Below are 25,757 nucleotides of genomic sequence, written 5' to 3' on the forward strand. Positions count from 1 at the left end.
CTATTCGTCAATCCCGTATCGAGCAGCGAGGACTTGCGCGCGATAGTGCTTTACCCACTCGGGTGACGGAAGTTGCAGGTCGCGCTCGATGAAGCTGCGAGTCGCCGCGGGGTCGTGGCCCATGCGGTTCAGCATCGCTGCGATGACGCAGTGCTGAGCTGCGTGCGCTTGCATTCGAGCCAACTTCGCAATGAACGCTATTTCCCTGCCCAGCTCTGCTTCGGTCATCGCGGTTACCTGAGGGGCGAGTTCGATCTTCAAGATCTTGCCGTCCATCAGTGCGGTGACGATGACGGTGTTTGCCGGGTTACCCGCGGTGAAAGTGACTGTGGTGAGGCAGTCATCGCCGTCCTTGGTTGGTGCAAAAGACGCGTGCAGACCTACGTCGGGATCTGCTTCCTCGCCGACCATGAATGCATCGAACGCGTCAATCCCCGAATCGCCTGCAGCAAGTTCGTAGTCTTCGCTGTCCCACGGCGTGTCACGCATCGGGGTCACATGTAGCCGGCTTGGTTGATCTTGCCGCCCGAGCGATAGTCGGCGCTGTCGTAATTCGAAGCGGCGGTGGACAGTTTGTCCGATAGTTCGGTGGACACCCGCTGCAAGGTCGACCCTGCCGCCGAGCGAGAGGTGTCTGCGCTGGACAGTGCCACGCTGGTTGGCCAACACACCAACCCGTGCGAACTACTCACCCGGGAAGCGGTGTCCCCGATCGCTCGATTCGCCCCGATGAGCTTGTCTTTGGCGACGTCCTGTTGGTCGGACAGTTTTCGGATGTGCTCCGTCAGCACATGAAGATTCTGATCTCCGTCGGTCATGGCAGTCCGCCGTCCTCCTTCACTTGCTGCGGGTCACGAGTAGGGAATTCCGGGCGAATTGGGCGGTGAATCAGGAGTCGGAACCCAGTACGGGTTCTTCGGGTTGAGACGGTCCGGCCGCGTCTCGATGTCCATGTCGATCTCCTGGGTGACGAATGGTGCTCCGGGTACGGGATTCCCGTGAGCATCCAGAACGGTGCCACTGCTGTCGGTGGCGACCTTGCCGTACGCGTCGCCGAGGCTGTGGATGCGGAGCGCATTCTCCGCGACGTTCTTGACCAGAACTGCCATCGTGGCCTGCGTCGTCGCCAGCGCAGCGGAGGCCGCGGCAGCGTCCGCCACCAGCTTCGCGTGCGCCAAACCGGGCACGCAGTTCATCCAGGCGGTGGCGGCCCCGAAGTCCGAGAGGTACTGGTTCGTGTCGTCGAGCGTCCTTCGGGCCCGGCTCACCTGGCCTGCTTCGGTGCTGAGCACACCGGCGATTTCCTGGTCGGCGCCTTGTACGGCGGATGCGTGTGCACGGTGCCTGCTGTTGGTGGTCAAGTAGGTGTCTGATGCGGCGCCGCTCCAGCGATCGCCCCGAGGATCCGCGTCCGACAGGGTTTGGACTACCTTCTGCATCCGTACGGCCGACTCGTGATAGCCGTTGCCGTCCTCGGGATCGCCCGACCCCGTGGTCGCTTTCTCTGCCTCGATCGCCAGCTGCGCTGCCGACAGGATCCGCGAGTCGGCGAGCTTCCCGACTGCAGAACCGACGTACTTCTCGGCGATCTTTCGTGGGACCTGCGTGATCCCCATGCCCAGACCACCGAGACCGCTCAGCACGTCCCCCACATCTCCGATGACCTTGCGGCCATCCGTGAGGGCGCCATGGGCATCGAGATTCACGACGTCCTGGAAGAGTTTGGGGACGTCCTGGACGCCACTCCTGATCCCATTACCCAGGTCGAACAGATCTTTGAGCAGATCTCCGCCGCCGTCACCCATCCGACACCACCCCCGTCGAGCAGCGTAACAAGGCATCGCCATGGGCCGGCGCACGTTTTCCCGGCACACTGGACTCATGGACCCGGTGAGCGCGCTGCGCGAAATCGCCTATTACAAGGACCGGGCGCGCGAGGAATCCCGCCGGGTGATGGCCTACCGCAAGGCCGCCGACGTGGTGGAGGCACTGTCCGACGAGCAGCGGGAGAAGTTGGGGCGCAGCAACGGCTGGCAGTCGCTACCGGGCGTCGGGCCGAAGACCGCGAAGGTCATCGCGCAGGCGTGGGCTGGCAGCGAACCCGACACCCTCATCGAATTACGCGAGAAGGCAACCGATCTCGGCGGCGGCGACATCCGCGCCGCGCTCAAGGGTGACCTGCACCTGCATTCGAACTGGTCGGACGGTTCGGCGCCGATCTCGGAGATGATGGCCACCGCACAACGGCTCGGCCACGAATACTGTGCGCTGACCGATCATTCGCCGCGCCTCACCGTCGCGAACGGGCTGTCGCCGGACCGGCTCCGTCACCAACTCGACGTGATAGACGAACTGCGCGAACAGTTCTCGCCGATGCGCATCCTGACGGGTATCGAAGTCGACATCCTCGACGACGGCAGCCTCGACCAGGAACCTGAACTGCTGGAGCGCCTGGACATCGTGGTGGCCAGCGTGCACTCGAAACTGGCGATGGACGCCGATGCGATGACCCGGCGGATGGTCCGCGCCGTGTCCGGTGGCCAGGCTGATGTGCTCGGGCACTGCACGGGCCGGCTGGTCGAGGGCAGCCGCGGCACCCGGCCGGAGTCGAAGTTCGACGCCGAGAAGGTGTTCACCGCGTGCGTCGACAACGGGGTCGCCGTCGAGATCAACTCTCGCCCCGAGCGCTGCGACCCGCCGGACCGGCTGCTGAACCTCGCGATCGAGATCGGCTGCGTGTTCAGCATCGACACCGACGCGCACGCGCCCGGCCAGCTCGACTTCCTCGGCTACGGGGCCGCGCGGGCGCTGGAGGCCGGCGTGCCGCAGGACCGGATCGTCAACACCTGGACGGCCGAGCGACTCCTGGCGTGGACGGCTCCCTAGACTCGGCGCCATGGCCGCGAATCTCGGGATCGACACCGTCATCACGCTGCTGGCTACCGGGCTGATCTTCCTGGCGGCCCTGATCCTGGGAGCCTGGAAGTACCGCCAGATGGCGACCAGCCCAGACCATCTGGCGCACCCCTACGTCGACATCGCGCACCGCGCCGCCCTGTTGTACTCGTTCGCGACGCTCCTGGTAGCGGTGTTCGTAGAGCTCAGCGCGTGGCCTGTGTGGGTGAACCTCACGGCCGCAATGGTTTTGGTGTTCTTCTTCGTGACGGCCATCGCCGCCTACGTGCAGCACGGGCTACGCAGGGACACCACCAACCAGTTCGAGAACCCCAGACCCGGCCTGCACGCCGGGATGATGGCGCTGATGGCCGGTGAGATCGGCGGATTCCTGGTGCTGTTCGCCGGGTTCGTGGCGGCCCAATTCGGTTAGTCCGGGAGCATCGGCATCTCCAGACCCGGATCACGGCCGAGCAGCACGCCTCTGGTCAGCATGGCGTTGCCGAAGCGCTCCCTGACCCGGTCCACAGCGGTATCGATCGCGAGGGGGTCAGAGCCACCCCCGAGCGGCAGTTCCAGTTGTGCGGCACCGTCCCGGTCGATGTTGGATACGGCGAATCCCACCAGGGTCAGACCGCGTTCGCCGATAAGTGGGGCCGCCGCGGCCACCAATCCCCGGGCGGCGGCCAGTACCATCTCGGTCGACGAGGTGGCCCGGGCCAAGGTGTGTGAACGGGTGGCCCGGCCGAAATCGTCGAAGCGCAGGCGCAGCACCACCGTGCGACCGGTGCGCCCGGACGCCCGCATCCGCCGGGTGATCCGGTCGACCAGGTTGATGACCACCGCATCGATCTCGTTGGCGGACATGGTGTTTCCGGACCGTCCCAGCGCTCGCTGGGCACCCACCGAACGACGCCGCACCCCGGTGACCACCCGTCGGCGATCGATGTTGCGGGATAGGCAGAACAGTTGTCGGCCCATCGCACCACCGACCATCGCGCCCAGCGAGCCTTCGCTCAGTTCGGCCACGTCTGCGACCGTGTGGATGCCGTGCGCGTGCAGTTTCTCGGCCGTCTTCGCGCCCACGCCCCACAGGCTGCGCACCGGCAGGGGGTGCAGGAACGCGAGCTCGCGGTCGGGCGGCACCAAGAGCAGGCCGTCGGGTTTGGCCTGCTGGCTGGCGACCTTCGCGAGGAACTTGGTGCGGGCGATGCCGACGGTGATCGGTAGGCCGACGCGGTCGCGGACGTGGTCGCGCAGCGCCGCCCCGATCTGCACCGGGGTGCCCGACACCCGCCCCAAGCCCGACACGTCGAGGAAGGCCTCGTCGATGGACAGGGGCTCGACCAGGGGAGTGGTGTCGTGGAAGACGTCGAAAACGGCGCGGCTGGCCTGCGAGTAGGCCGACATGCGTGGCGGGACGACGATGGCGTGTGGGCAGAGCTGCCGGGCAAGGCGGCCGCCCATCGCGGTGCGGACACCGTAGGCCTTGGCCTCATAACTCGCCGCCAGGACCACCCCGCCGCCGACGATGACGGGCCGCCCGCGCAGCGTGGGGTCATCCCGCTGCTCCACAGACGCGTAGAACGAATCGAGATCCGCGTGCAGGATGCTCGCCGGGGAGGACACGAACATATGTTCGCATCCGGGTCCGACATGCCTCAGGCGGTGCCGTAGATACTGGTCAGCCAGATGTGGGTGAGGGTGTCGACCACCTTGTCGTGCTCGACGGCCAACTGCTCACCGGCCAGCGTCGCCATCATCACGCGCTCGTTCATCTGGTTCAAACACGTGGCGAGGTCCAGTGCCGGAATGGTCTCCGGCGCGACGCCGCGGTCCCGCTCCGCCTTGATCAGTGCGGCCGTCAAGCCGATCCACTTCTGCATCAGCCCGTCCCAGACGCCCCGGAATTCCGGGCTGGAGGTCAACGCCTCGGTGCCGGCGCGGGCTGTGGTGGCGTGGGAACCGAAGGAGCTGAAGAAGATCTCGATTCCGCGCCGGACGGCCTGATGAGGGTCGGTGGGCATGCTGTCCAGTGCGCGATCGAAGCCAGTGTCGACGATCTTGAAGATGGGGTCCAGCAGCGTGAGCAGCACCGCTTCCTTGGATGGGAAGTAGAAGTAGAAGGTGGGCCGTGAGATGCCCGCGCCTTTGGCGAGGTCATCGACGGAGATGTCGGCGAAGGCGCGGTCCTCCAGCAGGCGCCGCGCTGTCGCCAGGATGGCGGCCTCGCGATCATCGCCCGACGGGCGCGCCGCGCGGCGGCCACGGGCCGGACTGGAGGTGGTCATGAGCCAAGACTTTACGCCATGTCGAAAGTTTCAACACACTGTTGACTGACTCAACACCATGTTGATACCGTCGGTCCCATGAACGAACACTTCGATGTCGTGATCGTCGGCGCCGGCATTTCGGGTATCAGCACCGCCTGGCACCTTCAGGAGCGCTGTCCGTCCAAGAGTTACGTCATCCTGGAACGCCGCGAGAACATCGGCGGCACCTGGGACCTGTTCAAGTACCCCGGGATCCGCTCCGATTCCGACATGTTCACCCTGGGCTTCCGGTTCAAGCCGTGGACCTCGGCGCGCTCGATCGCCGACGGACCGTCGATCTGGAACTACATCAACGAAGCCGCCGTCGAGAACGGCATCGACAAGCACATCCGCACCGGCCAGAAGGTCGTCGCGGCCGACTGGTCCGACACCGACAACAAGTGGACCGTCACCGTCGAGGCGGACGGCGTGCAGAAGCAGGTCACCGCCTCCTTCCTGTCGGTGTGCAGCGGCTACTACAACTACGACCAGGGCTACACCCCGGCGTTCCCCGGTGCCGAGGACTTCGAGGGTCAGATCATCCATCCCCAGCACTGGCCGGAAGAGCTGGACTACGCGGGCAAGAAGATCGTCGTGATCGGCTCGGGCGCCACCGCCGTCACCCTCATCCCGTCACTGATCAACGGCGGCGCCGGACAGGTCACCATGCTGCAGCGCTCGCCCACCTACATCGGCTCGCTGCCGCTGGAAGACCCGGTGGCCAAGCAGGCCAACAAGTTCCTGCCGAAGAACATGGCGCACTTCGTGAATCGGTGGAAGGCCATTGCCTACGCCACCGGGCAGTACCAGCTCGCACGCAAGTTCCCCGCGGTGTTCAAGAAGGCGCTGCGGGAGATGGCGACCCGACGGCTGCCGTCGGACTTCGACTACGACAAGCACTTCAGCCCGCGCTACAACCCGTGGGATGAGCGAGTGTGCCTGGCGCCCAACGGCGATCTGTTCAAGGCCATCCGTTCCGGCAAGGCCGATGTGGTCACCGACACCATCGACCGGTTCACCGAGACGGGGATCAAGTTGGCCTCCGGTGAGGAGCTGGCGGCCGACATCATCATCACCGCAACCGGTTTGAACATGCAGTTGTTCGGCGGGGCGAAGGCGCTGCGCAACGGTGAGCCCATCGATCTGACCAAGTCGATGACCTACAAGGGCCTGATGCTCTCCGGTGTGCCGAACATGGCGATCACCTTCGGGTACACCAACGCGTCGTGGACGTTGAAGGCAGACCTGGTGTCGGAGTTCATCTGCCGCGTGCTGAACTACATGGACGACAACGGTTTCGACCGTGTCGAGGCGCAACACCCCGGTGCGTCCGTCGGTGAGGAGCCCTTCATGGACTTCACCCCCGGCTACTTCAAGCGCGCCATGGACACCCTGCCCAAGTCCGGTTCACAGGCCCCGTGGCGGCTCAAGCAGAACTACTTCATCGATCTGCGCACCATCCGCTACGGCAAGGTCGACGAGGAGTCGCTGCTCTTCACCAAACACCGCACGGCCGTGACGGTCTAGACGTTCAGACACGTAGGGCCCCGAGATCACCCGATCTCGGGGCCCTACGTGGACGAAGGTGACGCCGCCGAAGGAGACCTCGACATCGCGTTCGCCCGCACCGGTTTTGGTGCCCTTACGCGGATTGGTGCCCAGCGCCTTGATGCCGACGTCGATGGTGCGCAGCGTCGACGCGTCCCGTACCGCGCCGTGCACGATGACCCCGGCCCACCCGTTGTCCTGGGCCAGCCCGGCGATGATGTCGCCGACGAGCGCGGTGTGCAGGGATCCGTCGCCGTCGACGACCAGCACGCCGCCGTTGCCCGGCGTCGACAGAATCGACTTGAGCAGCGCGTTGTCCTCGAAACAACGGACGGTGGTGATCGGCCCGGCGAAGCTGGTCCGGGCGCCGTAGTTCTGTAACTGCAGATCGCAGCTTCGGACGTCGGGATAGATCTCGTCGACCAGATCAGCGGTGGCGCGGGGTTCGATGCTCACGCCTTGAATGCTAGCGAGGACGGTCAGTCCTCTTCGGACCCCCGGCGGGCGAGGTAGACCACCAGAACGGCGAGCAAGCCGGCGACCAGGGCCGCGGCCAGCGGCAGCCGGGACTGTGCGGGATCAGGTGACGGCACCACGGTGAGTTGTGCGGGCGCCGACTCGACCGTCGATTTTGCTTGGGCGGCAGCCTCTTTGGCCGCGGACACCGTCTCGACAGGTTGGGGTTGTGCAACGGCGAGCGGCGGCGGCTGCTTGGCTGGAGGGGCTTTCTTGGCGGGCGCGGCCTTCTTCGCCGGCGCCGCCTTCTTGGCCGGAGTGGCCTTCTTCACCGCGGCCTTCTTGGCGGGGACCTTCTTCGCCGGGGCCTTCTGCGCGGGCACCTTCTTGGCGGGTGGAACCGGCGGCTGCTCGCTCGGCGTCTCGTCGGGCCGGTCCGGCTCGTCGGCCATGTGGGGCGCTCCTTCACTGTGTGGCACAGGCGGTGGCTCCATCATGCCAGCCGGGTATTCGCTAGCCGGTGACTGCCAGTGCGGCGGCCAGCGTCAGGGCGACGGTCATCAGCGCCAGCTCGACGTCGGAACGCCTGCTCGAGCTGGCCGCCGTCACCCGATGTCCCCGCGCCGACGGCAGCCAGCCCGTCCGGTTGTGCCAGGCCAGCGCCAGAAGTGCGGCGGTGAACAGCACCTTGGCCAAGATCAGGTGGCCGTAACCGGTGCTCCACAACTGAGCAGGTGCGTCCAGCGTCACCAGGGCGCTGCCGATCCCGCCCGCCAGCAGTACGACCACACACCACAGCGACACCGCGGAGAACCGCGGCAGCACCCGCGCCCACTGGCCGCGGTGCCCCACCGTCAGTACCAGCGCCGCGAGCAGCCCACACCACACCGCCGCCGCCAGGGCGTGCAAGGTGACGGCGATTCCGCCGAACGCGTTCTCGGACAGATGGCCGGCCAGGGTGCGGGCGGTGGTGCCGATCGCGGCGATGCCGGCCACCGCGACCCCGGCGGCCGGCGTCCGCCACCCGATGGTGAGGACGCCGACCAGTGCCGCGGCCAGCACGCAGATCAGGTCGGCCCGGCCGGCCACCGTCGATACGGCGTATTCGACGGTGGTCCGGACACCGAGGGTGCTCAGCGGCACGGCGGCGGTGGCGGCCGCCGCGGTGCACAGCCTGGCGACCTCCGCGACCAGCCAGGCCGCCGAGGCGATCACCAGGGCCGACGAACTGCGTGCGGACAGCTCGGCGCGGTAGCGCGGGATGTCCAGCAGCGGCACCAAGGCCAGGCCCAGCACCACCACCGCGGCACCGTCGGCCGCGGCCCTGGTCACCGTCGCCGCGATCGCGTGCTGCGGGTAGGTCAACACCCAGGCCAGCATCAGGCCGGCCAGCACGGCCGCGGTGCCACCGAGCGCCCTTCTCACGTGCGCCGGCGCCGGCTCCACCAGATGCCCGCGCCGACGATCGCCACGGCGAGGACGGCGAACGGCCAGACCGGGATCTCACCGTCGGACGCCGCCGGTGCGGAAACCGGGGGCCCCGGGGTGCCGGTGCCCGCCACCGAGAGCCGGAACGCCCAGGAACCGTTCACCACGTGGCCGTCCGCCGACGTCACCCGGTAGTTGGCCGTGTAGGTGCCCGCCGGACCGAGCGGGCGAAGGTCGACCTGCACCGCGGGCCCCTGGACCCGGGCTTCTCCGGTCGACCACAGATTGCCGTCCGGTCCCACCACCGTCATCGACGCGAAGGCGGTCTGGAGCTGCTCGTTGAAGGTGGCGGTGATCAGGGCCGGCCCCGCGGTCAGCACTGTGTCGGGCGCCGGATCACTGGACACCCGCACCGCGTGCGCGGAAGCCACGCCGGCTCCCGCCAGTGCGGCCACCGCGAGGACGGCGCCGAGGACGGCCAGCAGGCGCAGCCTCATGCCTGCCGCCGCCCGATGAGCGCGGCGGCCACGGCGATGGCGGCCAGCGCCAGCGCGCCGCCGGCCAGCCAGCGGGCGCCGTTGTCGGCCTTGCTCACCGGTTGCGCCTGCACCGCAGGGGCCGCCGGCGTCGAAGCGGGCGCGGGTGCCGGTGCGTGCGACTCCTCGGGTTCGCCGGACAACGACAACTCGGGTGCGGGGTGCTCGGGTTCGGCGCCACCGGGCAGCGGCGGCTGATCCCAGCGCACGACGGTCCCGTCGGAATAGGTCTGGGTGGCCGGGAAGCTGACGCTGTCCTGCTTGGGCAGCGTCACCGAGATCCGGAACGAGCCGAACTGATCGGGGCCGATCCCGTTCTGCGGTGTGGCCGTCCAGGTGACCGACCGAACCGTGCCCGCGGCGGCGTCGCGGTCCAGGCGCGCGGTCCAGCCGGGCATCTGCTCGGTGCTCGCCGACGCGACGTTCGGCAATGTGACGGTCAAACTCGTTGTGAGGGCGGCCTTTTCGGACTCATTGGGGACGCGGAAGGTGAGCACGGCCGACCCGCCCGGATGGGCGTCGTCGGCGTTGACGTGCACGTGTGCGGAGGCCGGGGCGGCGGTGATGAGTGCGGCGCCGGCCGCGGCCAGCGTGAAAAGGACGCGCGCGGGCGCCCGGTGGATGAATCGCATTCTGTTGTCGGCTTTCTGGGGGAGGGGTCGTGGGTCGGCGGTCAGGCCGGGACCGGTGGACCCCGATGCGATATCGATGCCCGCACCAACCAGGCCGAGTGCCGTGGCTGGCCCTCGGAGCGATAGATCCGTGTGGTGGCCGGTACCCGCAGCGACAGCGGTCCGGCGATGGCGTCGATGGTGCGCGACAGTGCGGCACACAGCCGTTCGCCCGCCCCGATGAGGACGGCGCCCGCAAGCACCGCGACGAGGTGGGCAGCGAGCATCGCCAGGGGATGGGCCTGGACATGTCCGTGCTGCCCGATGTCGAGCAGTTGATGGCCCAGCACCTGACCGGCCGCCAGGACCGTCAGCAGGGTGCGCACTCCGCCGCGGGTCGTGGCCGCCACCGCTCCCACGGCGGCGGCGAGGACCAGGAGTTGGGCCAGCGCCGCGCCGGTGGGGAACATCGCGGAGGCGGTGCCGTGCGCCGCCAGGGCCAGCGCGGCCGTCAGTGCTCCGACAGCTCCGCCGCGCAGCAGCGCCGGCCGGCGCGGTGGTGCGGCGGTCATGGGCGGTCGCTCAGCCGAGTCCGAGGCGGGCCAGGAGGTCGGCGTCGATTCCGTCGAGCTGGGCGCTGATCGCGGCGTGCGCCGGGCGACGGCGCTCTGCGGGCATGTTCTCGGCGGCGGTGATCGCCGCCGACAGGTCGGTCAGGCGGTCGGTGATCGCCGCGACGAACTGCTTGGTCTCGGCATCCTTGGGTTTCTTGGCGGCCACCTGCTGCAGGGTCTGCTCGGCGCCGGCGACGCGGGCCGACAGCGACGCCCCGTGGCCGGAATACTGACCGAGCTGGCTCAACGGAACGCCCAACCGGTCGGCGCGGCGCTGGTCGAGCAGTCCGCGGGCCGTCACCAGCACGCGGTAGGCCAGCGGCACCAGGATCGGCGCGAGCAGTCGCGACACCGTCAACGTCCGGCGAATTCTGGTCGGCGACAGCAACTTGCCTTCGCGGGCGGCTTTGAGCTGGGTCTCAGCAACTTTGAGCGCAGAACGGTCGCTGTCCCGCTGAGCCCTGATCTGGGACTGGAGCGCCCGGGACTGTTCCTTGCGATCGGCCTTGATGCGGCGGGCGTCGTTCTTGGCGGCGAGTTTGGCCTCCAACTTCGCCTTCGTCTTGATGGAGCGCTTGATGGCGCGGGCCTCGGCCCGGCGGACTGCCCGGCTCTTGCGTCGCGTGAACAGGCCCATCGGTATTGCCTCCCGGTTCGTCAACGACTGCCGAGGTCGCGGCACGGCAGTGTGGCCAACACTATCGCCCGTACCACGCGGCAGCCGCCGGTGACCTCCCGCGGCGGTGAATTTAGTTCCACAGCAAACAATTCGGCCGCGATATGAGACAATCGGGTAAATTTCTGCCGCCGCACAGTGCGGTGCGGTGAGGGGTGGTGACGACGTGGTGTCGCGGGTGCGAGTCGCGGCGGCAGCCTGTCTGATGGCTTCCGGCCTGTTCGTCGGTGGTGCCGGCGGCGCACTGGCGTTTGCCAGTCCGGAGGACGGTGAGAGTCCGGGCGGTGGCGAGGTGGCCAGCGGAAGTACCGGCGCCGCGGCCCCGGACACCGTGGGATCGGCCCCGGCCGAGGGCGCCGTGGGGACCGGGCCCGACCGGCGGGGGCGTTCGGCGCGGCCACCCCGGGTGATCATCGGCAACGGACGTGACACGACGCCGTCGGACGCTGGGGAAAGCGCCCCGGAAGGAAAATCCAGCAAACAATCCGAGAATGCGGGCGGAAGCTCGGGCACCGCGCCGGGGGCGCCCGCCGGCGAACAGCCCAGAGATCCGGGCGACCCGACGCCCTCCGCGCCCGGTGTGGCGACGGTGGGCGCTGATCCCGACCCGGGACTCGCCGCGGCGGCACCGCCCAACCCGGGTGATCCCGGTGCCGAGAACCCGCAAGGACCAGAAGACCCCGAAGATCCGGACGCCTGCGACGAGGACGGTCAACACTGCCTGCCGTGGTGGTGGCCCAAACCCGGGCTGAGCTCGTCGGGTAACGGCGATGGTGGCGTCGGAAGTGGCGCTGCCAGGCCGCCCACCCGACGGCCGCCCAACCCGCCGGTGATGCAACTACCGGTTCCTGCGCAGGCCCCGAACGGCGAGGTCCCCGTACTGCCCGCCATCCCCGACATCGTCAACCCGGCCCCCGGGCTGGCCGCCGCCGCGCTCCCGCTGCCCGCGGTGTCATTGCCCCAGATCGTGGTGCCGCCCGCGGCGGGCGGCGGCATCGGTGCCGGCGGCGGTGCGGCCGGTGCCCCACCTCCCGCTGCGCCGCGTGCCCCGAGCGCCCCGCGCTCACCCGCGGAGCCGCCGCGCAACCCGGTGCAGGCCGTCGACAATCCGGTGGTGCCGGCGTCCTACCGGGTGGGGTATGGCGAGTACCTGCGCACCGCAGGCATCTCGCAGGTGGTTGCGGTGGCCGTTCCCGGAGCCACCGGGATCGTGTTGCTGACCGGCGCGGGTGGGATCATTGGTTATCGCCAGGCCCGGTCGGCGCTCGCCTCACGATCGAGCCGGTCGGCCAGGTTCACGAGTTGACCGGAACTGCTCGCCTGCACGGCGTTGCACCGCCATAGTGGAAGTATCGAAAGGGGGGTCGAAATGCCTGCTAGTCGCAGTGTGACCAAAGCTGTGAGCGCGGTACTGGATCTTGCCCCACGTAAGGGAGAGGTGTCCCTCCCACGGTTGGTGGAGGCTGTCAGTGCGGACCGCGGACGGCCGATCGAACTGAAGATGGCGGAGTTGCCGGCCGGTGTGTGCGGCCAGTGGCGTCAGTACGCTGACCACGATGTCTTCCTGATCCAAAAGGGATTGCCGGCGTGGGACCGGACCCTGGCCCACGAACTCGGTCACCTGGTGCTCGGGCATGACGGCATCCCGGTGGTGGAAGCGGCACGCGGCACCATGGAGCTCGCCGGGTCCGACCTCATCGGTTACATGCTGAACCAGCGGACCGGTTGTATGGGACCCGCCGGCGAGGATGCCGAGCAGGAGGCCGAGGATTTCGCCGCGCTGTTGATCTACCGACTGGGCCGACTACCGTCCGATCGATCGTCGATCGTGCAGGTGCGGCTCGGAGAGGCGTTTGGTTGATCGTCTGGGTGATCGCCGGTCTTCTGGGGCTGGCGACCGGCTTGCGTATCGGATGGGCTCTGGTCAACAAGCAATCCTTAGTCAGCAGCGCCATGATCTTGGCCCTGGGCAGTCTGGGCACCGTCGCGGCGCTGAATTGGCAGCCGCTGACGCTGCTGATCGACACGGCGCTGCACTGGCCCAACATCGCTGTGGCCCTCAGCCAGGTCGCGCTGATCTCCTGTGCGGCGGGCAGCTGCGTCATGATCACAACGGTCGCCTCCGACCGTAAGCCGGTGACGATCCGGCGGATCGCCATCGCGCAGTACATGGTGGCGCTCGCGATCGCCGTCGTCACCATGGTCGGGTTCTTCGTCTCCGGGCAGGAACCGGAGATGGCACCGCAGGAGTATCTGCGCCGCAACCTGGTCGGGGCGGACGGCTGGTCGGCGTGGCTGCTGCCGATGCTCTACGTGCTACTGGCGCTGACCCTGGTGGCCTGGGCGGGCGTGCGGCATTCCAACCGGACCCGCCGCGGTCGGGCGCTGTTCGTGTTCAGCATCGGGATCGTGCTGATCGTGCTGGCCAGTGCCTTTTTCCTACTGCGTGCGGTGGGCAACACCGACCTGCTCGGGGTCGGCTCCGCGGCGACGCTGCTGGGCTGCGCCATGCTGGTGGTCGCGGGCGGGTCGCTGCTGCCCAGCATCGAGGACTGGTTCGGGGCCCGGCGTGAGCTGCGCACCGTCTCGCCGCTGCTGGCCGAGCTCAGCGGCCGGCACCCGGACGTGGGTATCGGCGTGCGCCCGCGCGGCCCGCTGTTGTTCCGGGTGGCCGAACAGATGTCGCTGATCTCGGACTCGCTGTATCTGGAGGCCACCGCCGCGGAGATCACCCGCAGGCGGGTCCAGTCCAACGGGTCGGTCGCCGAGGAGGACGATCCCGACGACGTGGTGGATATCACGGAGCTGGAGTCGCCCCCGGTGCCCGCAGGCGAACAGGCCAGAGGCATTGCACGGTGGATCTACGACGGTCGTGGTGACGGCCGCGATGCCGCCAATGCGGATTTTCCGGGACTCAACTGGCTGCGCCAGCCCCCGACCTACTCGGATCGGGAATGGATCCTGGCGATCGCCGAACAGTACTGCGAGCTCGAACATACAAACGGTGCCACCGTGCGTTAGACGCTCGGTGGCACCGTGTGGTGATGCGTGGGGTTGATCCTGGCCGGGGCCGGAATCAGCTGTCCAGGTTCTCCTTGCGGCGCAGCTCGTCGGCCTTGAGGGCCAGATCCTGCTGCGACTCGGCGGAGAGCCCGACGGTGCGGGCGGCGATACGGCGCACGCCCTCGTCCCGCATGTTGGCGAGCCAGCTCAGCTCTTTGTCGAGCTTCTCGTAGTACTCGTCGTCGGTGAAGTACGCCGGCTTGATGCGGAAGAAATTGGCGAGCGCAGCCATCGTGGTGACCGATGGGTTGGTCCGGTTGCCCGAACGGAGTTGCGACAGGTACGGGGCCGACATCGTGACGCCTTCAGCCTTCAACGCGCCGATGACCTCAGCAGATGTGTGCGGACCGCGCCCCGGCGGGTAAACCGTCTCGAACAACCGGTTTAGCCGGGCGGCGAACGTCTTGCTCATCTACTTTCCTCCACATAACTCACGAGTGGTGCACGTTAGTCTCGTATTTGCTGATCATCGTAGCGAGAGTTGTCGCCACAACCAAGTGCAAACCACGGAAAAGTCGCATCCCGTAGGCACAGCATACTCCGCTATGCCCCTCAGCAGCACGTCAGGCAGTTTGGAGAACCCAGGACCACTGGTTCGGCGAACGAAAAAATAACGCGTGCGCTGTTTTGCCCGGATCGACCATGCGGTGCGCGTAGTCACAGCTCGCCCACGGTGTGTGCTCAGCCGGACGCGCTACCTGCAGCAAAGCGGAAAGTTGAATTTGCTGGTGACGCTGGCGAAATAAGGGCAGCCACAGTCATAAGTGTGCTTATGGGCACGTGAATATGTGGCCCCCACGGCCGATCCCGATTGTCATCCGAACGGATGGCGGTAGCCAGCCGTCGTTCAGCGGTATTCCGGCGACGAATCTAGTGGTGTGTCGGCGCTTTGGCCGTTGTTCGGCGAGCTGAGAGCCGCGCGGTGGCGCCGGTGGCGCACGACCGCGGTGCCGACGGAGGTGACGGCGAGCGTGCCGGTGACCGCCACGGCCACCCAGGGCAGCCCCAGCGCGTTGTCGAACAACAGCCAGAAGCCGAAGAGTGCGAAGAGTACGGCGGCCATGCTGTGCAGGAAGCCCTCGGGCAGCCGCCGGTGCAGCAGCGCTCCCGCCGCGATCGCGACGCCGTCCGCGGCCACCATGCCTATCGTGGCGCCGATCCAGACCCCGGCCCAGTTGTGGTCGCTGGCCAGCGCCACCGTGGCCAGCATCGTCTTGTCGCCGAGCTCGGCGAGCACGAAGGAGGAGACGACGGCGAACACGATGAAGCGAGGTTCGGCGATCTGCACCTCGTCGCCGTCGTCCGCCTTGGCACGGCTGTCCCGCCAGGTCCACACCGCGAAAAGCAGGAAGGCGATGGCCGCGGCGAACGCGATGGGGCGCTCCGGGAGCGTGAGGCCCAGGAAGTGGCCGATTGTGACGGACAGCCCGTGCACCAGGAACGCGGCGATACCGACGCCCGACAGCACCACCCACCAACGGTGGCGCAGCGCGTAGGTCATGGTGATCAACTGGGATTTGTCGCCAAGCTCGGCGACGAACACGACTCCCATACTGACGAGTGCGGCACTGAGCACGATGACGACCTTTCGACACGGTGCCCGCGGACCACATGCTGGCGGTCCCACGGACATTCGGTCGAAGGTCTCGCCCACCACGCCTACAAGAGGTGCGGTTCGCCGGCCGGGCTTTCGCCAGTATGTCGACACGACGATTGGGGGCTACTCCCCTTCGCTGATGCATCGACGATAGCCGCTGCACCAGGGAGCCGCCACCGCACGAGCCGATTTCGGGAGCCCGTACTTTCTTGCGACGCTAGGCGAAAAGCCTTATGCGGCAAGTAACATCGCCAGGATCGCGGTATCCGGGTGGCTGATCGGGTCCACTCCGACGCGGCTGACCATCGAGGTGATGGTCCCGTCGGACTCGGCCTCCACCCACGCGGCACGGTGCTCCAGGCCGAGGTGCGGCAGGCCCGGCAACAGCACGCAGCCCGAGGCGGCGCCGCTACATTCGGGCAGCGACGGGGTGGTCTCCGACGGCGGATGCAGCATCAGCAGCGCCGGCGGTTGACGGTCGGCGAAAAACCCGGGGGGAACCGCAGATTCGCCGACCACGGTGCCTTCGGCCAACACGAGTCCGACGGTGCCCGGTGCGGGTTGGTCGGGTAGCTCCTCACGGACGCCGAAAATCGTTGTGGTGGAGAGCAATCCGGGCAGCGAGGCGACGCGGACCGCCACGATCAACAGCTGGGCCCACTCCTTGGTCGAATCCGGCCAACGGCCGGACACCACAAACCCTTTGAGTGCACCGCCCGTGTGGAACGGGGCGATCTCCACCGCCCGTTGGGGTCCGGTGTCCATCTGGCCTCCCGACAGTGCTTGATCGCTGGCGACACTGCTGTGGGTCGATCCGCCCAGAATGCGGCAGGAAGTGGTTAGCACGCAAGAGGACACGAGTGCCAGACATGAACCGTTATGTCACGCAAAGGGCCCCGCACGCTCTGCGTGCGGGGCCCTTCGGCGTATACGTCGAGGCTCAGCCGAAGATGAGACCACCGGTCTTGGAGGTCGCCTTGGCGAACCGGTCCTGCACGTCGGCCCAGTTGACGACGTTCCAGAACGCGGTGACGTAGTCGGCCTTCACGTTCTTGTACTGCAGGTAGTACGCGTGCTCCCACATGTCGACCTGCAACAGCGGGATGATGCCCAGCGGCACGTTGGCCTGCTGGTCGTACAGCTGGAAGGTCAGCAGACGGTCGCCCAGGCTGTCGTAGCCGAGCACCGCCCAGCCCGAGCCCTGCAGACCGTTGGCGGCCGCGGTGAACTGTGCGCGGAACTTGTCGAACGACCCGAACTGGTCATCGATCGCCTGGGCCAGTTCGCCGGTGGGCTTGTCGCCACCGTTGGGGGACAGGTTCTTCCACCAGATGCTGTGGTTGACGTGACCGCCGAGGTGGAACGCGAGGTTCTTCTCGTTCAGGAAGATGGCGGACTGGTCGTCCTTGGCGCGGGCTTCCTCGAGCTTGGACAGCGCGTCGTTCAGACCCTTGACGTAGGTCGCGTGATGCTTGCTGTGGTGGATCTCGTTGATCTGTCCGGAAATGTGGGGTTCCAGGGCGCTGTAGTCGTAATCAAGCTCCGGGAGGGTGTATTCAGCCACTGGCTTCCTTCCTAGTCATTTTGATCCGCATGGGATCAGCGGTGGAGTTCGGCGTCGGACATGGCGGGCATATCTCGACAACAAGCTCGACACCATCCTTGCCTCATGACGGCTGGCACCGCAAGGACGAGCCCCGTTACTGCGCACGGGGAATAAAACCGGCCCGGCTCAGGTCAAGACGATGAGTGCGAGAACGGCGAGGAGTACCAGGGCGATCACGCCGGCGCGCAGACATGCCATGGCCTGATTGCCGTACATCCGCGACGGGCCCTGCCAATCGGACGGGGGCACAGCTGATCCGGGACCCAGTGGGTGCGCTGCCATCAGAAGCTCCTGACCTGCACGATCGATACATCCCCCAGTGAGATCTGTCACACGGCTGTTGTGACGGTGATCATAAACCCTGATCAGCCGCAGATGAAATCGGCATCCGTGTTTGAGATCGTGCCTTGATGGGAACAATCACGCTGAGCCGAACTCGGCAGAATTGACCGTGCGTGAAAGTTAGCTGGGCGAGCTTTTTCGCTCGACGCTGTCCGGACTTGTTGATCACGGGGCGTTTTGGGGCTCAGGTTATCCACAGCCGATCCAATGATTCGCACGCATGCGAGGGGTTCTATGGCACTCGGTGCCTGTGGATAGACCTGTGGAAACTGTGGATAGCTCATTCATTGCTGGGGCGGCGGCGCATGCCGGCATGACCCGAAGTCTTGCGTTGTCGGGCGGGCAGGACAGAATGGGTGCTCATGTCCGAGATTGAGGTGCTCCACGCCGAAATGAACGACGTTCCGGTCGCGTTCGACGAAACCGTGGTTTTCCTGGATGTCCGCGAGGACGACGAATGGCAGCGGGGTCACGCCGCCGGTGCGCAGCACATCCCGATGGGCGATGTGCCTGCCCGAATCGACGAGATCGACCGCGACGCGAAGCTCTACGTCGTCTGCCACGCCGGCGGGCGGTCCCTGCGTGTCGCCCAGTACCTGGCCAGGAACGGGTTCGAACCCACCAACGTGACCGGCGGGATGCTGGCGTGGACGCAGGCCGGACGTCCGGTCACCACCGACGGCGGCTCCGCCGGAACGGTCTGAGCGGGCCGTAGGCTGGTCGGCGTGATTCAGGTCTGCGCCCAGTGTGGGACGCGGTGGAACGTCCGCGACCGTCAGCGGGCCTGGTGCCCGCGATGCCGAGGCACCCTGCTGGCGCCCGGCGTGCTGCCGTCAGCGCCGCAGCCGCCACAGCCCGGTAACCAGGATCCGCGCTGGAGCCCGCCGGCCGGCGCCCCGAACCGGCCGCAACCCGGGCCGCTCCCGCAGGGCTTCAAGTGGATCGCGGTGCGTCCCGGCGCGGCGCCGCCGCCGCGGCACCAGCGTCGTCCGCTGGGGCCCACCCCGCGCTACGCGAGCGTCCCGCGGTGGAGTCTGTACGGACCGGCCGGCCAACTCACCGACGGCACGGGTGTGGAATCCGAGACGCGTGGCGGCCCGTCGGCCACGATGGTCCGGGTCACCTTGGTGGCCACGATGGCGTTCCTCGGCTTCGCCGCTGTGATGCACGTGGTGCGCTACGCCCTGCTGCTGATCAACCGGACCGTGCTGCTCAACCCCGTCCTCGCTGCGGTGGTCACCTGGGGCGGCGTGGTCGCCAGCGTGCTCGCGCTGTTCGCGGTGGTCGTCACGGCGGTGGTGCTGACCAACTGGCTGATCGCGCGCCGTGCCGCGGTGTTCGCCCACAATGACCGCGACGACCCGCGGTCGAAATGGCAGCTGTGGGCGGGGTGCCTGGTTCCGCTGGTCAACCTCTTCTGGGCGCCGGTGTACCTGATCGAATTGGCCCGCGCCGAGGGGCGTACCGGCCTGCGGATCACCGCATGGTGGATCACCTGGATCTTCAGCACCGCCGTGTCGGTGTTGTCGATCGCGACCAGTTTCGTCAGCGACGCCCAGGGCATCGCGAACAACACCGTGGCCACGACCATCGCGTACCTGCTGGCGCTGGCCACCGTCGTGCTGGCGCTGCAGGTGTTCCAGGGCTTCGAACGCCGCCCGGTCGACCGCCCGGTCAAGCGCTGGGTCATGGTCGCCACGGGCGCCGGCGCGGAATCCGGTGAACATTCGGGCGAATCCGCTCCAGCGGTTGAGACCGAAGACCAAAACCCGGCAGCATAGCCATATGACCGCGGGCGAGGCCGGCGCCACAGGGCCAGCCGGATCGGAACCGACATCGGAATCCTCAGCCGTACGTGACCCCTTCGTCGTCGCCCACCGCGGCGCGTCGGCCGAACGTCCGGAGCATACGCTGGCCGCCTACGAGTTGGCGTTGCAGGAAGGGGCCGACGGCGTCGAGTGCGATGTCCGGCTCAGCAGGGACGGCCACCTGGTGTGTGTGCACGACCGCCGGGTGGACCGCACCTCCGACGGAACCGGTCTGGTCAGCGAGATGACGCTGGCTCAGCTTCGGGAACTGGACTATGGCTCCTGGCACGCGGGCTGGCGCGAGAGCGGCGCCACCGGTGACACCGGGTTGTTGACGCTGGACTCGTTGATCACGCTGGTGCTGGACTCGAAGCGGCCGGTGAAGATCTTCATCGAGACCAAGCACCCCGTGCGCTACGGCGCGCTCGTCGAGAGCAAAGTGCTGGCCCTGCTGCACCGGTACGGGATCGCCGCGCCGCCGTCGGCGGATCTGGCCCGCGCGGTGGTCATGTCGTTCTCCGCCGCGGCGGTGTGGCGGGTGCGGCGTGCCGCGCCGATGCTGCCGACGGTGCTACTGGGCGAGACGTCCCGCTATCTGGGCGGCAGCGCGGCCACCACCGTCGGGGCCACCGCCGTCGGTCCGTCCATCGCCACCTTGCGGGACCACCCCGAGCTGGTCGACCGCGCGGCCGCTCAGGGCCGGGCGCTGTACTGCTGGACCGTCGACCACTACGAGGACGTGCGGTATTGCCGTGACGTCGGGGTGGGCTGGGTGGCTACCAATCACCCCGGCCGGACCAAGGACTGGTTGCAGAACGGTCTGACCGGGGCGGGTCGGGACTAGTTCAGAGGTTGCCGCCCGCCGCTTTCGGAGCGCTCGGGTCGGTGGCGCCGCGGGTGAGTTCGCGGGCGACGAAGTCCTCCAGATGGAACAGGTTGGCGCCGGCGCGCTCCGCGATGCGGACCAGCGACGAGATGGTGGCGACCTCCTCCACCTGCTCCTTGAGGAACCACTGCATGAACTGCTCGCCCAGGTAGTCGCCCTCTTCGCGGGCCACGCTGGCCAGCCGGGTGATCTGCTCGGTGACGGTGCGCTCCTGCTCCAGCGCCAGCCGTAGGGCCTGGGCGGGGGTGTCGAAGGTGTTGTGCACCGAATCGATGCCGGGGATCTCGACATCCAGGTCGCGATCGAGCAGGTACTGCACCAGCATCATGGCGTGATTGCGCTCTTCCACGGACTGGGCGTAGAAATGCGCGGCCAGCCGGGGCAGGTCCGTCCCATCGCAGTACACGGCAATGGCGATGTATTGCTGCGACGCGGTGAACTCACTGCGGATCTGTTCACGCAGGAGGGTGTTGAATTTCGTGTCGAGTGCGGTCGCGTCGTTCATGATCAAGACAATAGTGCAGGTCAGGGCACCTGTCAGCCAAGGTCACCCTTATTCAGGTTAGCGTTTCCTAACTGGAGTGACTCCAGTTACACCCAACATTTGAATGCGGCAAAAGTTTGCTGGAGCTAGGGCCCGTCGGTATTGAGGACGTCGTCGGGCACCGGGGTGTCGGCGCCCAGCGCGGCGAACAGCCGACCGGCCGCCTCGCTGTCCCACACCACCACCGAGCCGGAGTCGCTGCTGGTGAACTCGCCGATGGGCACCGTCGTGGTCACGGTGTCCCCGTGCAACGCCCAGCCCAGCCGCGCCAGATCCCAGACGTGCCCGCCCTGATCGACGGCGAGCGCTCCACCCGCGGCGTGCACCATCGGATACCACCGCAGCGGGTTCAGCAGCACCTCGGGGCTGGCGGCGCGGTGCAGGAGTGCGGCCATGAAGGCGCGCTGGTTGAGCATCCGGTCCAGGTCGGCCCGCGGTGTCGCACGGGAGCGGACGAAACCCAGCGCGTCGCGTCCGTCGAGTTCCTGACAGCCCGCCGGGAGATCGATACCCGCCAGCGGGTCACTGATCGGCTCGGCCGGACACATGGTCACCCCGCCGACCGCGTCCACGAGTTCGGCGAAACCGTCGAAGCCGACCTCGGCGTAATGGTCCAGCCGCAGCCCGGTGGCCTGCTCCACGGTCTGGGTCAGCAGGGGTGCGCCGCCGATGGCGAACGCGGCGTTGATCTTGTCCTCGCCGTGGCCGGGGATGTCCACGTAAGAGTCCCGGGGCAGCGACACCATCGTCGTCGGCACACCCGATCCCAGGCCCCCGATGTGGACCAAGAGGATGGTGTCGGTTCTGCCGTTGCCGATGTCACCGCCCGTGGCGAGGGCGGCCTGCTGCTCCGGGCTGAGGTTCTGACGACTGTCGGACCCGACCAGTAACCAGGTGACGCCCTTGCCGGCGCCAGGCCGGTCCGGGTAGCTCGCGAGCGCAGGAATCCGGTGCAGCGTGGTGTCGAACCACACCGCACTCGCGGCGCCGGCGGCCAGCACGGTGAGCAGTAACACCATGAACACCGCCACCGCGCGGCGGAGACGACCGCGGCGACGGGGTTTGGCGGGAGTGGGGGGAGCCGCCTGACGCAGTGGGGGCGGTGGTGGCGGGCGGCGCGGTGTGGGCGGCGGAGATGCCGGCCGATTGACGGGTGGCGGAACCGGTCGCCGGGGTGTGGGCGGCGGTGCCGGCGTCGGCGGATTGGGTGGCCAGGGCGGCGGCGGCCGATGACCGGGATCGCGCCGGATGACTTGCGACGGCTCCCGCTGCGGTGGCCGCCGCCTCCGGGGCAGCGGCTCCGGTCCAGGCGGCCGGTAGTCGTTCACAACTGCGAATGTACTGGTAGTGACCGCGAAATCAGGTGAGCCAGCTCAAGTGGCCGGCGGCCAAGGAGTAGCCGACGAAGGCGACGGTGTCGATCAGGCCGTGCGCGACGATCAACGGCCACAACCGGCCCGTACGCATCCAGACGTAGCCGAACACCAGGCCCATGACCACATTGCCCAGCCCGGCGCTGTAACCCTGATACAGGTGGTAGGCGCCGCGCAGGACCGCGGACAGGGCCAGTACCGCCGCCGGATTGAACTGCAGCTGACGCAGCCGGGTGATCAGGAACGCGACAACGATGATCTCTTCGGCCCACCCGTTGGCGAAGGCGAGGGCCACCAGCACCGGGATGCGCCACCACGTGTCGTACAGCTCGGCGGGTTCGACGGAGGCGCTCAGCCCCAACAGCCGTGCCGCGACGTACAACCCGAGTCCGGGCAGCCCGATCAGCGCCGCCAGGGCCAGGCCGCCGGTCACGTCGGGATGCCAGCGGATGCGGCCCAGCCCGATGCTTCTGGGCCCGAAGCCGCTGCGCCACAACAGATAAAGGCCCAGCGCACCCCAGGCGAGCAGCTGGAAAACCGAGGCCATGTTCAGGCCGAAGTCGATCAGGTCGAACGGTGAGCGGCGCTGGTTGAGGGCGACGTGGCGGCCGGACAGGCCGAGCAGGACGGCCTCGATGAGGTCGAGCAGTGCCGTGTAGGCACTCAGGCCGAAGGTGACCGCGAGGACGACGAGGATCTCGATGCGGACGGTGCGCTTCGGCATGTCCGTGGGTTGGTCCGGTCCGGCGGTCACCGCAGACACGGTAGCCGCCGTCGGGTAGGGCTCAGATCCGGCGCGCGCGCAGCCCGTTGAGGAAGGGGCAGCCCATCAGCACCCGGATCGCCTGGCTCAGTCCGGTGACGTCGTCGACCGGCTTGGCGAACGGCAGTCGGACGTCATGATCGCCGGTCTCGTCCTCGACCCGTAGCTGCACGCCGTAGCGGTCCAGGCCCAGCGGCCGGACCCGGCCGGTGCGCAGCGCCATCGGCAGTTTCGCCGAGAGCCGTTCCACGACGTCGCGGTGCGCCGACTCCAGATGACGCAGCCACCCGGACTCCAGCCCGCAGAACGGGTCGGGCACGGCCTCCAGCAGTGCGCCGACACCGACAGATTCGGCGCCGGTCGAGTCGGCGACCACCACGGATTCGATCTCCAGGCGCACCAGGGCGTACGGGGTCTCGTCGCCCTGGGTGCCTTCGGTGTTCACCTGCAGCAGAGCGGGATTGGGGTGATCGGTGGCGATCAGGTCCAGTAGGCCGGGGATCTCGCCGGTGGGCACGGTGAACAGCCTGCCGCGGATCCATACCAGGGAGCGGACCGGTTCGCGCAGCGGCAGCGGCGCATAGTCCGTCATTTCCAGGACCGCCTGCAGGCCACCGGCACCGGCCGAGACCAGCGCGCCGGCCAGCGGACCGTCGGTGGGAATGGTGATCGCGAACGAACCGTCGGCGAGCAGGTGGTGCACCGGGGTTGCGGCCGGCTCCAGTCCTTCGACCGCGAGCATCGCGCCACCGGCCCGTGTGCAGGCGCTGCGGATCCGCTCGGCCGTTGTCGGTGCCGCCACCACAGTCGTCATCTGATCACCTTCCGGTTAGTGAGGTAAGCCTTACTTAACTACATGCTGGCCGGGGTCGCAAGGTTTCCCTCTCGGCGTACCTGACCCGCCGGGATCAGCCACTAGGGTTGAAGGCGTGCCACGCATCGCCTACTTCGGACCGGAGGGAACGTTCACCGAGGCGGCATTGCTGCAGATGGCGGCCCTCGGGATGGTGCCCGGAGGCGGCGCGGTGGACCCGGTCCCCTACGACAGCCCCGCCGGTGCGCTCGAAGCCGTCCGGGCCGGCAGCACCGACTATGCGTGCGTCCCGTTCGAGAACTCCATCGACGGATCGGTGCTGCCCACCCTCGACGGCCTGGCCACCGGATCGGCCCTGCAGGTCTATGCCGAGCACACCCTGGACGTCTCGTTCAGCATCGTCACCCGGACGGGCACCGCGGCGGCGGACATCGCCACCGTCGCGGCCTTCCCCGTCGCCGCCGCACAGGTCCGCAAGTGGCTGGCTGCCGAACTGCCGCAGGCGTTGGTGGTCCCGGCCCAATCCAATGCGGCGGCCGCCGCGGACGTCGCCGGCGGTCGCGCCGATGCCGGGGTCAGCACGGCGCTGGCAGCCACGCGTTACGGGCTGGCGGTGCTGGCCGCCGATGTGGTCGACGAACCCAATGCCCGGACGCGGTTCGTGCTGGCGGGCACACCGGGACCGCCGCCCGCCCGCACCGGAGCCGACCGCACCTCGGTGGTGCTGAGCCTGGCCAACGAGCCCGGTGCGCTGGTGGCCGCGATGACCGAGTTCGCGATCCGCGACATCGACCTCACACGCATCGAATCACGGCCCACCCGAACGGAATTGGGCACCTACAAGTTCTTCCTGGACTGCGTCGGGCACATCGACGACGACGCCGTGGCGCAGGCGCTCAAGGCGTTGTACCGGCGGTGTGCGGACGTCCGCTATCTGGGGTCGTGGCCGACGGGTGCCGCGACGGGAGCAGTGCCACCGGCGTCGGATGTGGCGACGCGGTGGCTGACAGCACTACGGCAGGGGGAGCGATCGTGAGCGGGCGGCTGGTACTGGTACGGCACGGGCAGTCCTTCGGCAATGTCGAGAAGCGCCTCGACACCCGCCCGCCCGGCGCGGCGCTCACCGACCTCGGCCACGAACAGGCGCAGACCTTCGCGAGGGACTGGACGCATCCGGTCGGCATGGTGGCGCACTCGGTGGCCGTCCGGGCCAGGGAGACGGCCACCGATATCGGCACCGGTCTGACGCTGACGCCCCACGAGTTCGACGACATCTACGAGGTCCAGGTCGGCGATCTGGAGGACCGTAACGACGACGCCGCCGTGCAGCAGTTCGACGAGGTGTACAAGCGTTGGCAGCTGGGCGATCTCGACGCGTCCATGCCCGGTGGAGAGAGCGGGCGCCAGGTTCTGAACCGGATTGTCCCGGTGCTCACCAAACTGCGGTTGCGCCACCTCGACGACCGGGACTGGCACGACGACATCGTGGTCGTCAGCCACGGCGCGGCCATCCGGCTGGTGTCCGCGGTACTGGCCGGGGTGGACGGCAACTTCGCGCTCGATCATCACCTCGCCAACACCGAGAGCGTGGTGCTCAGCCCCATCACCGACGGACGTTGGAGCTGCGTGCAGTGGGGGCTGCTGAGCCCGCCGTTCTACGCGGAGCGCACCCGTGAGGACCCGGTACCCGATCCGATGGGCTGAACCTCGGCGCAGAGGCAGCCGATGGCGGCACAGTCGAGGATGAAGGTGTGTTCGATCTCCGGGGCGCCGCAGTCGTCGGTGCACTCGGGCCGTTGCCCGACGTGCAGGATCACGGTGCCGTGGCAGTGTGCGAGGTCGGCCCCGCACTCCCGACAGCCAACATCCATGACTCGTTTCTAGC

32 protein-coding genes and 1 pseudogene are annotated in these 25,757 nt (G+C 67.9%); 11 read left to right on the forward strand and 22 right to left on the reverse strand.

The genetic code is table 11. From position 1 onward, the window contains the following. Genes AC1DY7_RS27340 through AC1DY7_RS27350 form a run of 3 tightly spaced genes read right to left on the reverse strand, consistent with a single transcriptional unit; the run spans nt 1 to nt 1,805 of the window. Nucleotides 1–489, reverse strand: a complete 489-nt coding sequence (locus AC1DY7_RS27340; protein ID WP_477496889.1) for a YbaB/EbfC family DNA-binding protein — start codon at nt 487–489, stop codon at nt 1–3. 5 nt (nt 490–494) lie between these two features. Next, a complete protein-coding gene (locus AC1DY7_RS27345; RefSeq protein WP_477496890.1) occupies nt 495–818 on the reverse strand; it encodes an ESX-1 secretion-associated protein in 324 nt (107 codons plus the stop codon). A 33-nt stretch (nt 819–851) separates the two neighbouring features. Then, nucleotides 852–1,805: an EspA/EspE family type VII secretion system effector gene (locus AC1DY7_RS27350; RefSeq protein ID WP_477496891.1), complete on the reverse strand. Its 954-nt coding sequence runs from the start codon at nt 1,803–1,805 to the stop codon at nt 852–854. Between the two features lie 76 nt (nt 1,806–1,881). Between AC1DY7_RS27350 and AC1DY7_RS27355 the strand changes: the two genes are divergently transcribed. Next, nucleotides 1,882–2,886: a PHP domain-containing protein gene (locus tag AC1DY7_RS27355; protein WP_477496892.1), complete on the forward strand. Its 1,005-nt coding sequence runs from the start codon at nt 1,882–1,884 to the stop codon at nt 2,884–2,886. 10 nt (nt 2,887–2,896) lie between these two features. After that, nucleotides 2,897–3,328, forward strand: a complete 432-nt coding sequence (locus AC1DY7_RS27360) for a hypothetical protein (RefSeq protein ID WP_477496893.1) — start codon at nt 2,897–2,899, stop codon at nt 3,326–3,328. Here AC1DY7_RS27360 and dinB read toward each other — a convergent pair. Together dinB and AC1DY7_RS27370 are read right to left on the reverse strand one after the other, a co-directional pair. Then, nucleotides 3,325–4,530, reverse strand: a complete 1,206-nt coding sequence (dinB, locus tag AC1DY7_RS27365; RefSeq protein WP_477496894.1) for a DNA polymerase IV — start codon at nt 4,528–4,530, stop codon at nt 3,325–3,327. The two genes, AC1DY7_RS27360 and dinB, sit on opposite strands and share 4 nt — an antisense overlap. A gap of 26 nt (nt 4,531–4,556) precedes the next feature. Then, a complete protein-coding gene (locus AC1DY7_RS27370; RefSeq protein ID WP_477496895.1) occupies nt 4,557–5,186 on the reverse strand; it encodes a TetR/AcrR family transcriptional regulator in 630 nt (209 codons plus the stop codon). 78 nt (nt 5,187–5,264) lie between these two features. Here AC1DY7_RS27370 and AC1DY7_RS27375 point away from each other — a divergent pair, with 78 nt between their 5' ends. Continuing rightward, the gene (locus AC1DY7_RS27375) at nt 5,265–6,734 is read left to right on the forward strand and encodes a flavin-containing monooxygenase (RefSeq protein WP_477496896.1); all 1,470 of its coding nucleotides are present in this window, start codon (nt 5,265–5,267) and stop codon (nt 6,732–6,734) included. Between the two features lie 51 nt (nt 6,735–6,785). Here AC1DY7_RS27375 and rraA read toward each other — a convergent pair. The 7 genes and pseudogenes from rraA to AC1DY7_RS27410 all read right to left on the reverse strand — a co-directional run. Next, a pseudogene (gene rraA, locus AC1DY7_RS27380) lies at nt 6,786–7,211 on the reverse strand (ribonuclease E activity regulator RraA); the annotation flags it as partial. A 23-nt stretch (nt 7,212–7,234) separates the two neighbouring features. Further along, entirely contained in the window at nt 7,235–7,663 is a 429-nt protein-coding gene (locus tag AC1DY7_RS27385; RefSeq protein ID WP_477496897.1) for a hypothetical protein, read from the reverse strand. Between the two features lie 61 nt (nt 7,664–7,724). After that, on the reverse strand, nt 7,725–8,591 hold the full coding sequence (locus tag AC1DY7_RS27390) for a CopD family protein (protein WP_477496955.1): 867 nt from the start codon (nt 8,589–8,591) through the stop codon (nt 7,725–7,727). Between the two features lie 41 nt (nt 8,592–8,632). Further along, entirely contained in the window at nt 8,633–9,136 is a 504-nt protein-coding gene (locus AC1DY7_RS27395) for a copper resistance CopC family protein (RefSeq protein WP_477496898.1), read from the reverse strand. Further along, nucleotides 9,133–9,807, reverse strand: a complete 675-nt coding sequence (locus tag AC1DY7_RS27400) for a YcnI family copper-binding membrane protein (RefSeq protein WP_477496899.1) — start codon at nt 9,805–9,807, stop codon at nt 9,133–9,135. The genes AC1DY7_RS27395 and AC1DY7_RS27400 overlap by 4 nt, the downstream gene beginning before the upstream one ends. Nucleotides 9,808–9,848: 41 nt before the next feature. Next, complete coding sequence (locus tag AC1DY7_RS27405) at nt 9,849–10,358, reverse strand: hypothetical protein (protein WP_477496900.1); 510 nt, start codon at nt 10,356–10,358, stop codon at nt 9,849–9,851. A gap of 10 nt (nt 10,359–10,368) precedes the next feature. After that, a complete protein-coding gene (locus AC1DY7_RS27410; protein WP_477496901.1) occupies nt 10,369–11,037 on the reverse strand; it encodes a DUF6474 family protein in 669 nt (222 codons plus the stop codon). 187 nt (nt 11,038–11,224) lie between these two features. On the opposite strand from AC1DY7_RS27410, the gene AC1DY7_RS27415 reads away from it, so the two are divergent. The 3 genes from AC1DY7_RS27415 (at nt 11,225) to AC1DY7_RS27425 (ending at nt 14,097) form a co-directional block, all read left to right on the forward strand. After that, complete coding sequence (locus tag AC1DY7_RS27415; protein ID WP_477496902.1) at nt 11,225–12,382, forward strand: hypothetical protein; 1,158 nt, start codon at nt 11,225–11,227, stop codon at nt 12,380–12,382. A 63-nt stretch (nt 12,383–12,445) separates the two neighbouring features. Further along, nucleotides 12,446–12,937 carry an ImmA/IrrE family metallo-endopeptidase gene (locus tag AC1DY7_RS27420; protein ID WP_477496903.1) on the forward strand — a complete coding sequence of 164 codons (492 nt, stop codon included), beginning with the start codon at nt 12,446–12,448 and terminating at the stop codon, nt 12,935–12,937. After that, nucleotides 12,934–14,097, forward strand: coding sequence for a hypothetical protein (locus AC1DY7_RS27425; protein ID WP_477496904.1), 1,164 nt, complete (start codon nt 12,934–12,936; stop codon nt 14,095–14,097). Before AC1DY7_RS27420 ends, AC1DY7_RS27425 begins: the two co-directional genes overlap by 4 nt. A 55-nt stretch (nt 14,098–14,152) precedes the next feature. Here AC1DY7_RS27425 and AC1DY7_RS27430 read toward each other — a convergent pair whose 3' ends face one another. The 5 genes from AC1DY7_RS27430 to AC1DY7_RS27450 all read right to left on the reverse strand — a co-directional run bounded on the left by AC1DY7_RS27430 (nt 14,153) and on the right by AC1DY7_RS27450 (nt 17,624). After that, entirely contained in the window at nt 14,153–14,551 is a 399-nt protein-coding gene (locus tag AC1DY7_RS27430; RefSeq protein ID WP_477496905.1) for a helix-turn-helix domain-containing protein, read from the reverse strand. Nucleotides 14,552–14,986: 435 nt separating this feature from the next. After that, the gene (locus tag AC1DY7_RS27435; protein ID WP_477496906.1) at nt 14,987–15,715 is read right to left on the reverse strand and encodes a TMEM165/GDT1 family protein; all 729 of its coding nucleotides are present in this window, start codon (nt 15,713–15,715) and stop codon (nt 14,987–14,989) included. 252 nt (nt 15,716–15,967) lie between these two features. Then, complete coding sequence (locus AC1DY7_RS27440; RefSeq protein ID WP_477496907.1) at nt 15,968–16,501, reverse strand: peptidase; 534 nt, start codon at nt 16,499–16,501, stop codon at nt 15,968–15,970. Between the two features lie 175 nt (nt 16,502–16,676). Next, a complete protein-coding gene (locus AC1DY7_RS27445) occupies nt 16,677–17,300 on the reverse strand; it encodes a superoxide dismutase (RefSeq protein WP_477496908.1) in 624 nt (207 codons plus the stop codon). A gap of 168 nt (nt 17,301–17,468) precedes the next feature. Continuing rightward, nucleotides 17,469–17,624 (reverse strand): hypothetical protein, encoded by a 156-nt coding sequence (locus tag AC1DY7_RS27450; RefSeq protein WP_477496909.1) that lies wholly within the window; start codon nt 17,622–17,624, stop codon nt 17,469–17,471. A 422-nt stretch (nt 17,625–18,046) separates the two neighbouring features. On the opposite strand from AC1DY7_RS27450, the gene AC1DY7_RS27455 reads away from it, so the two are divergent. The 3 genes from AC1DY7_RS27455 to AC1DY7_RS27465 are packed head-to-tail and all read left to right on the forward strand — an operon-like array spanning nt 18,047 to nt 20,336. After that, entirely contained in the window at nt 18,047–18,388 is a 342-nt protein-coding gene (locus AC1DY7_RS27455; protein ID WP_477496910.1) for a rhodanese-like domain-containing protein, read from the forward strand. Between the two features lie 21 nt (nt 18,389–18,409). After that, nucleotides 18,410–19,465 (forward strand): DUF4328 domain-containing protein, encoded by a 1,056-nt coding sequence (locus tag AC1DY7_RS27460; protein ID WP_477496911.1) that lies wholly within the window; start codon nt 18,410–18,412, stop codon nt 19,463–19,465. Between the two features lie 4 nt (nt 19,466–19,469). Continuing rightward, on the forward strand, nt 19,470–20,336 hold the full coding sequence (locus AC1DY7_RS27465; protein ID WP_477496912.1) for a glycerophosphodiester phosphodiesterase: 867 nt from the start codon (nt 19,470–19,472) through the stop codon (nt 20,334–20,336). A 1-nt stretch (nt 20,337) separates the two neighbouring features. Here the strand turns inward: AC1DY7_RS27465 and AC1DY7_RS27470 are convergent, their stop codons facing one another. The 4 genes from AC1DY7_RS27470 to AC1DY7_RS27485 form a co-directional block, all read right to left on the reverse strand. Continuing rightward, nucleotides 20,338–20,883: a ferritin gene (locus tag AC1DY7_RS27470; protein ID WP_477496913.1), complete on the reverse strand. Its 546-nt coding sequence runs from the start codon at nt 20,881–20,883 to the stop codon at nt 20,338–20,340. A 125-nt stretch (nt 20,884–21,008) separates the two neighbouring features. Then, nucleotides 21,009–22,016 carry an LCP family protein gene (locus AC1DY7_RS27475; protein ID WP_477496956.1) on the reverse strand — a complete coding sequence of 336 codons (1,008 nt, stop codon included), beginning with the start codon at nt 22,014–22,016 and terminating at the stop codon, nt 21,009–21,011. Between the two features lie 265 nt (nt 22,017–22,281). Beyond that, nucleotides 22,282–23,049, reverse strand: coding sequence for a CPBP family intramembrane glutamic endopeptidase (locus AC1DY7_RS27480; protein ID WP_477496914.1), 768 nt, complete (start codon nt 23,047–23,049; stop codon nt 22,282–22,284). Between the two features lie 31 nt (nt 23,050–23,080). Further along, complete coding sequence (locus AC1DY7_RS27485; RefSeq protein ID WP_477496915.1) at nt 23,081–23,872, reverse strand: DUF2470 domain-containing protein; 792 nt, start codon at nt 23,870–23,872, stop codon at nt 23,081–23,083. A gap of 115 nt (nt 23,873–23,987) precedes the next feature. Here AC1DY7_RS27485 and pheA point away from each other — a divergent pair, with 115 nt between their 5' ends. Together pheA and AC1DY7_RS27495 are read left to right on the forward strand one after the other, a co-directional pair. Next, nucleotides 23,988–24,908: a prephenate dehydratase gene (pheA, locus tag AC1DY7_RS27490; protein WP_477496916.1), complete on the forward strand. Its 921-nt coding sequence runs from the start codon at nt 23,988–23,990 to the stop codon at nt 24,906–24,908. Next, entirely contained in the window at nt 24,905–25,576 is a 672-nt protein-coding gene (locus tag AC1DY7_RS27495; protein ID WP_477496917.1) for a histidine phosphatase family protein, read from the forward strand. The genes pheA and AC1DY7_RS27495 overlap by 4 nt, the downstream gene beginning before the upstream one ends. On the opposite strand, the gene AC1DY7_RS27500 is transcribed toward AC1DY7_RS27495, so the two are convergent. Beyond that, entirely contained in the window at nt 25,528–25,743 is a 216-nt protein-coding gene (locus tag AC1DY7_RS27500; protein ID WP_477496918.1) for a hypothetical protein, read from the reverse strand. The genes AC1DY7_RS27495 and AC1DY7_RS27500 overlap by 49 nt on opposite strands. Between the last annotated feature and the right edge of the window lie 14 nt (nt 25,744–25,757).

The organism is Mycobacterium sp. P2_H7 (genome assembly GCF_056403275.1).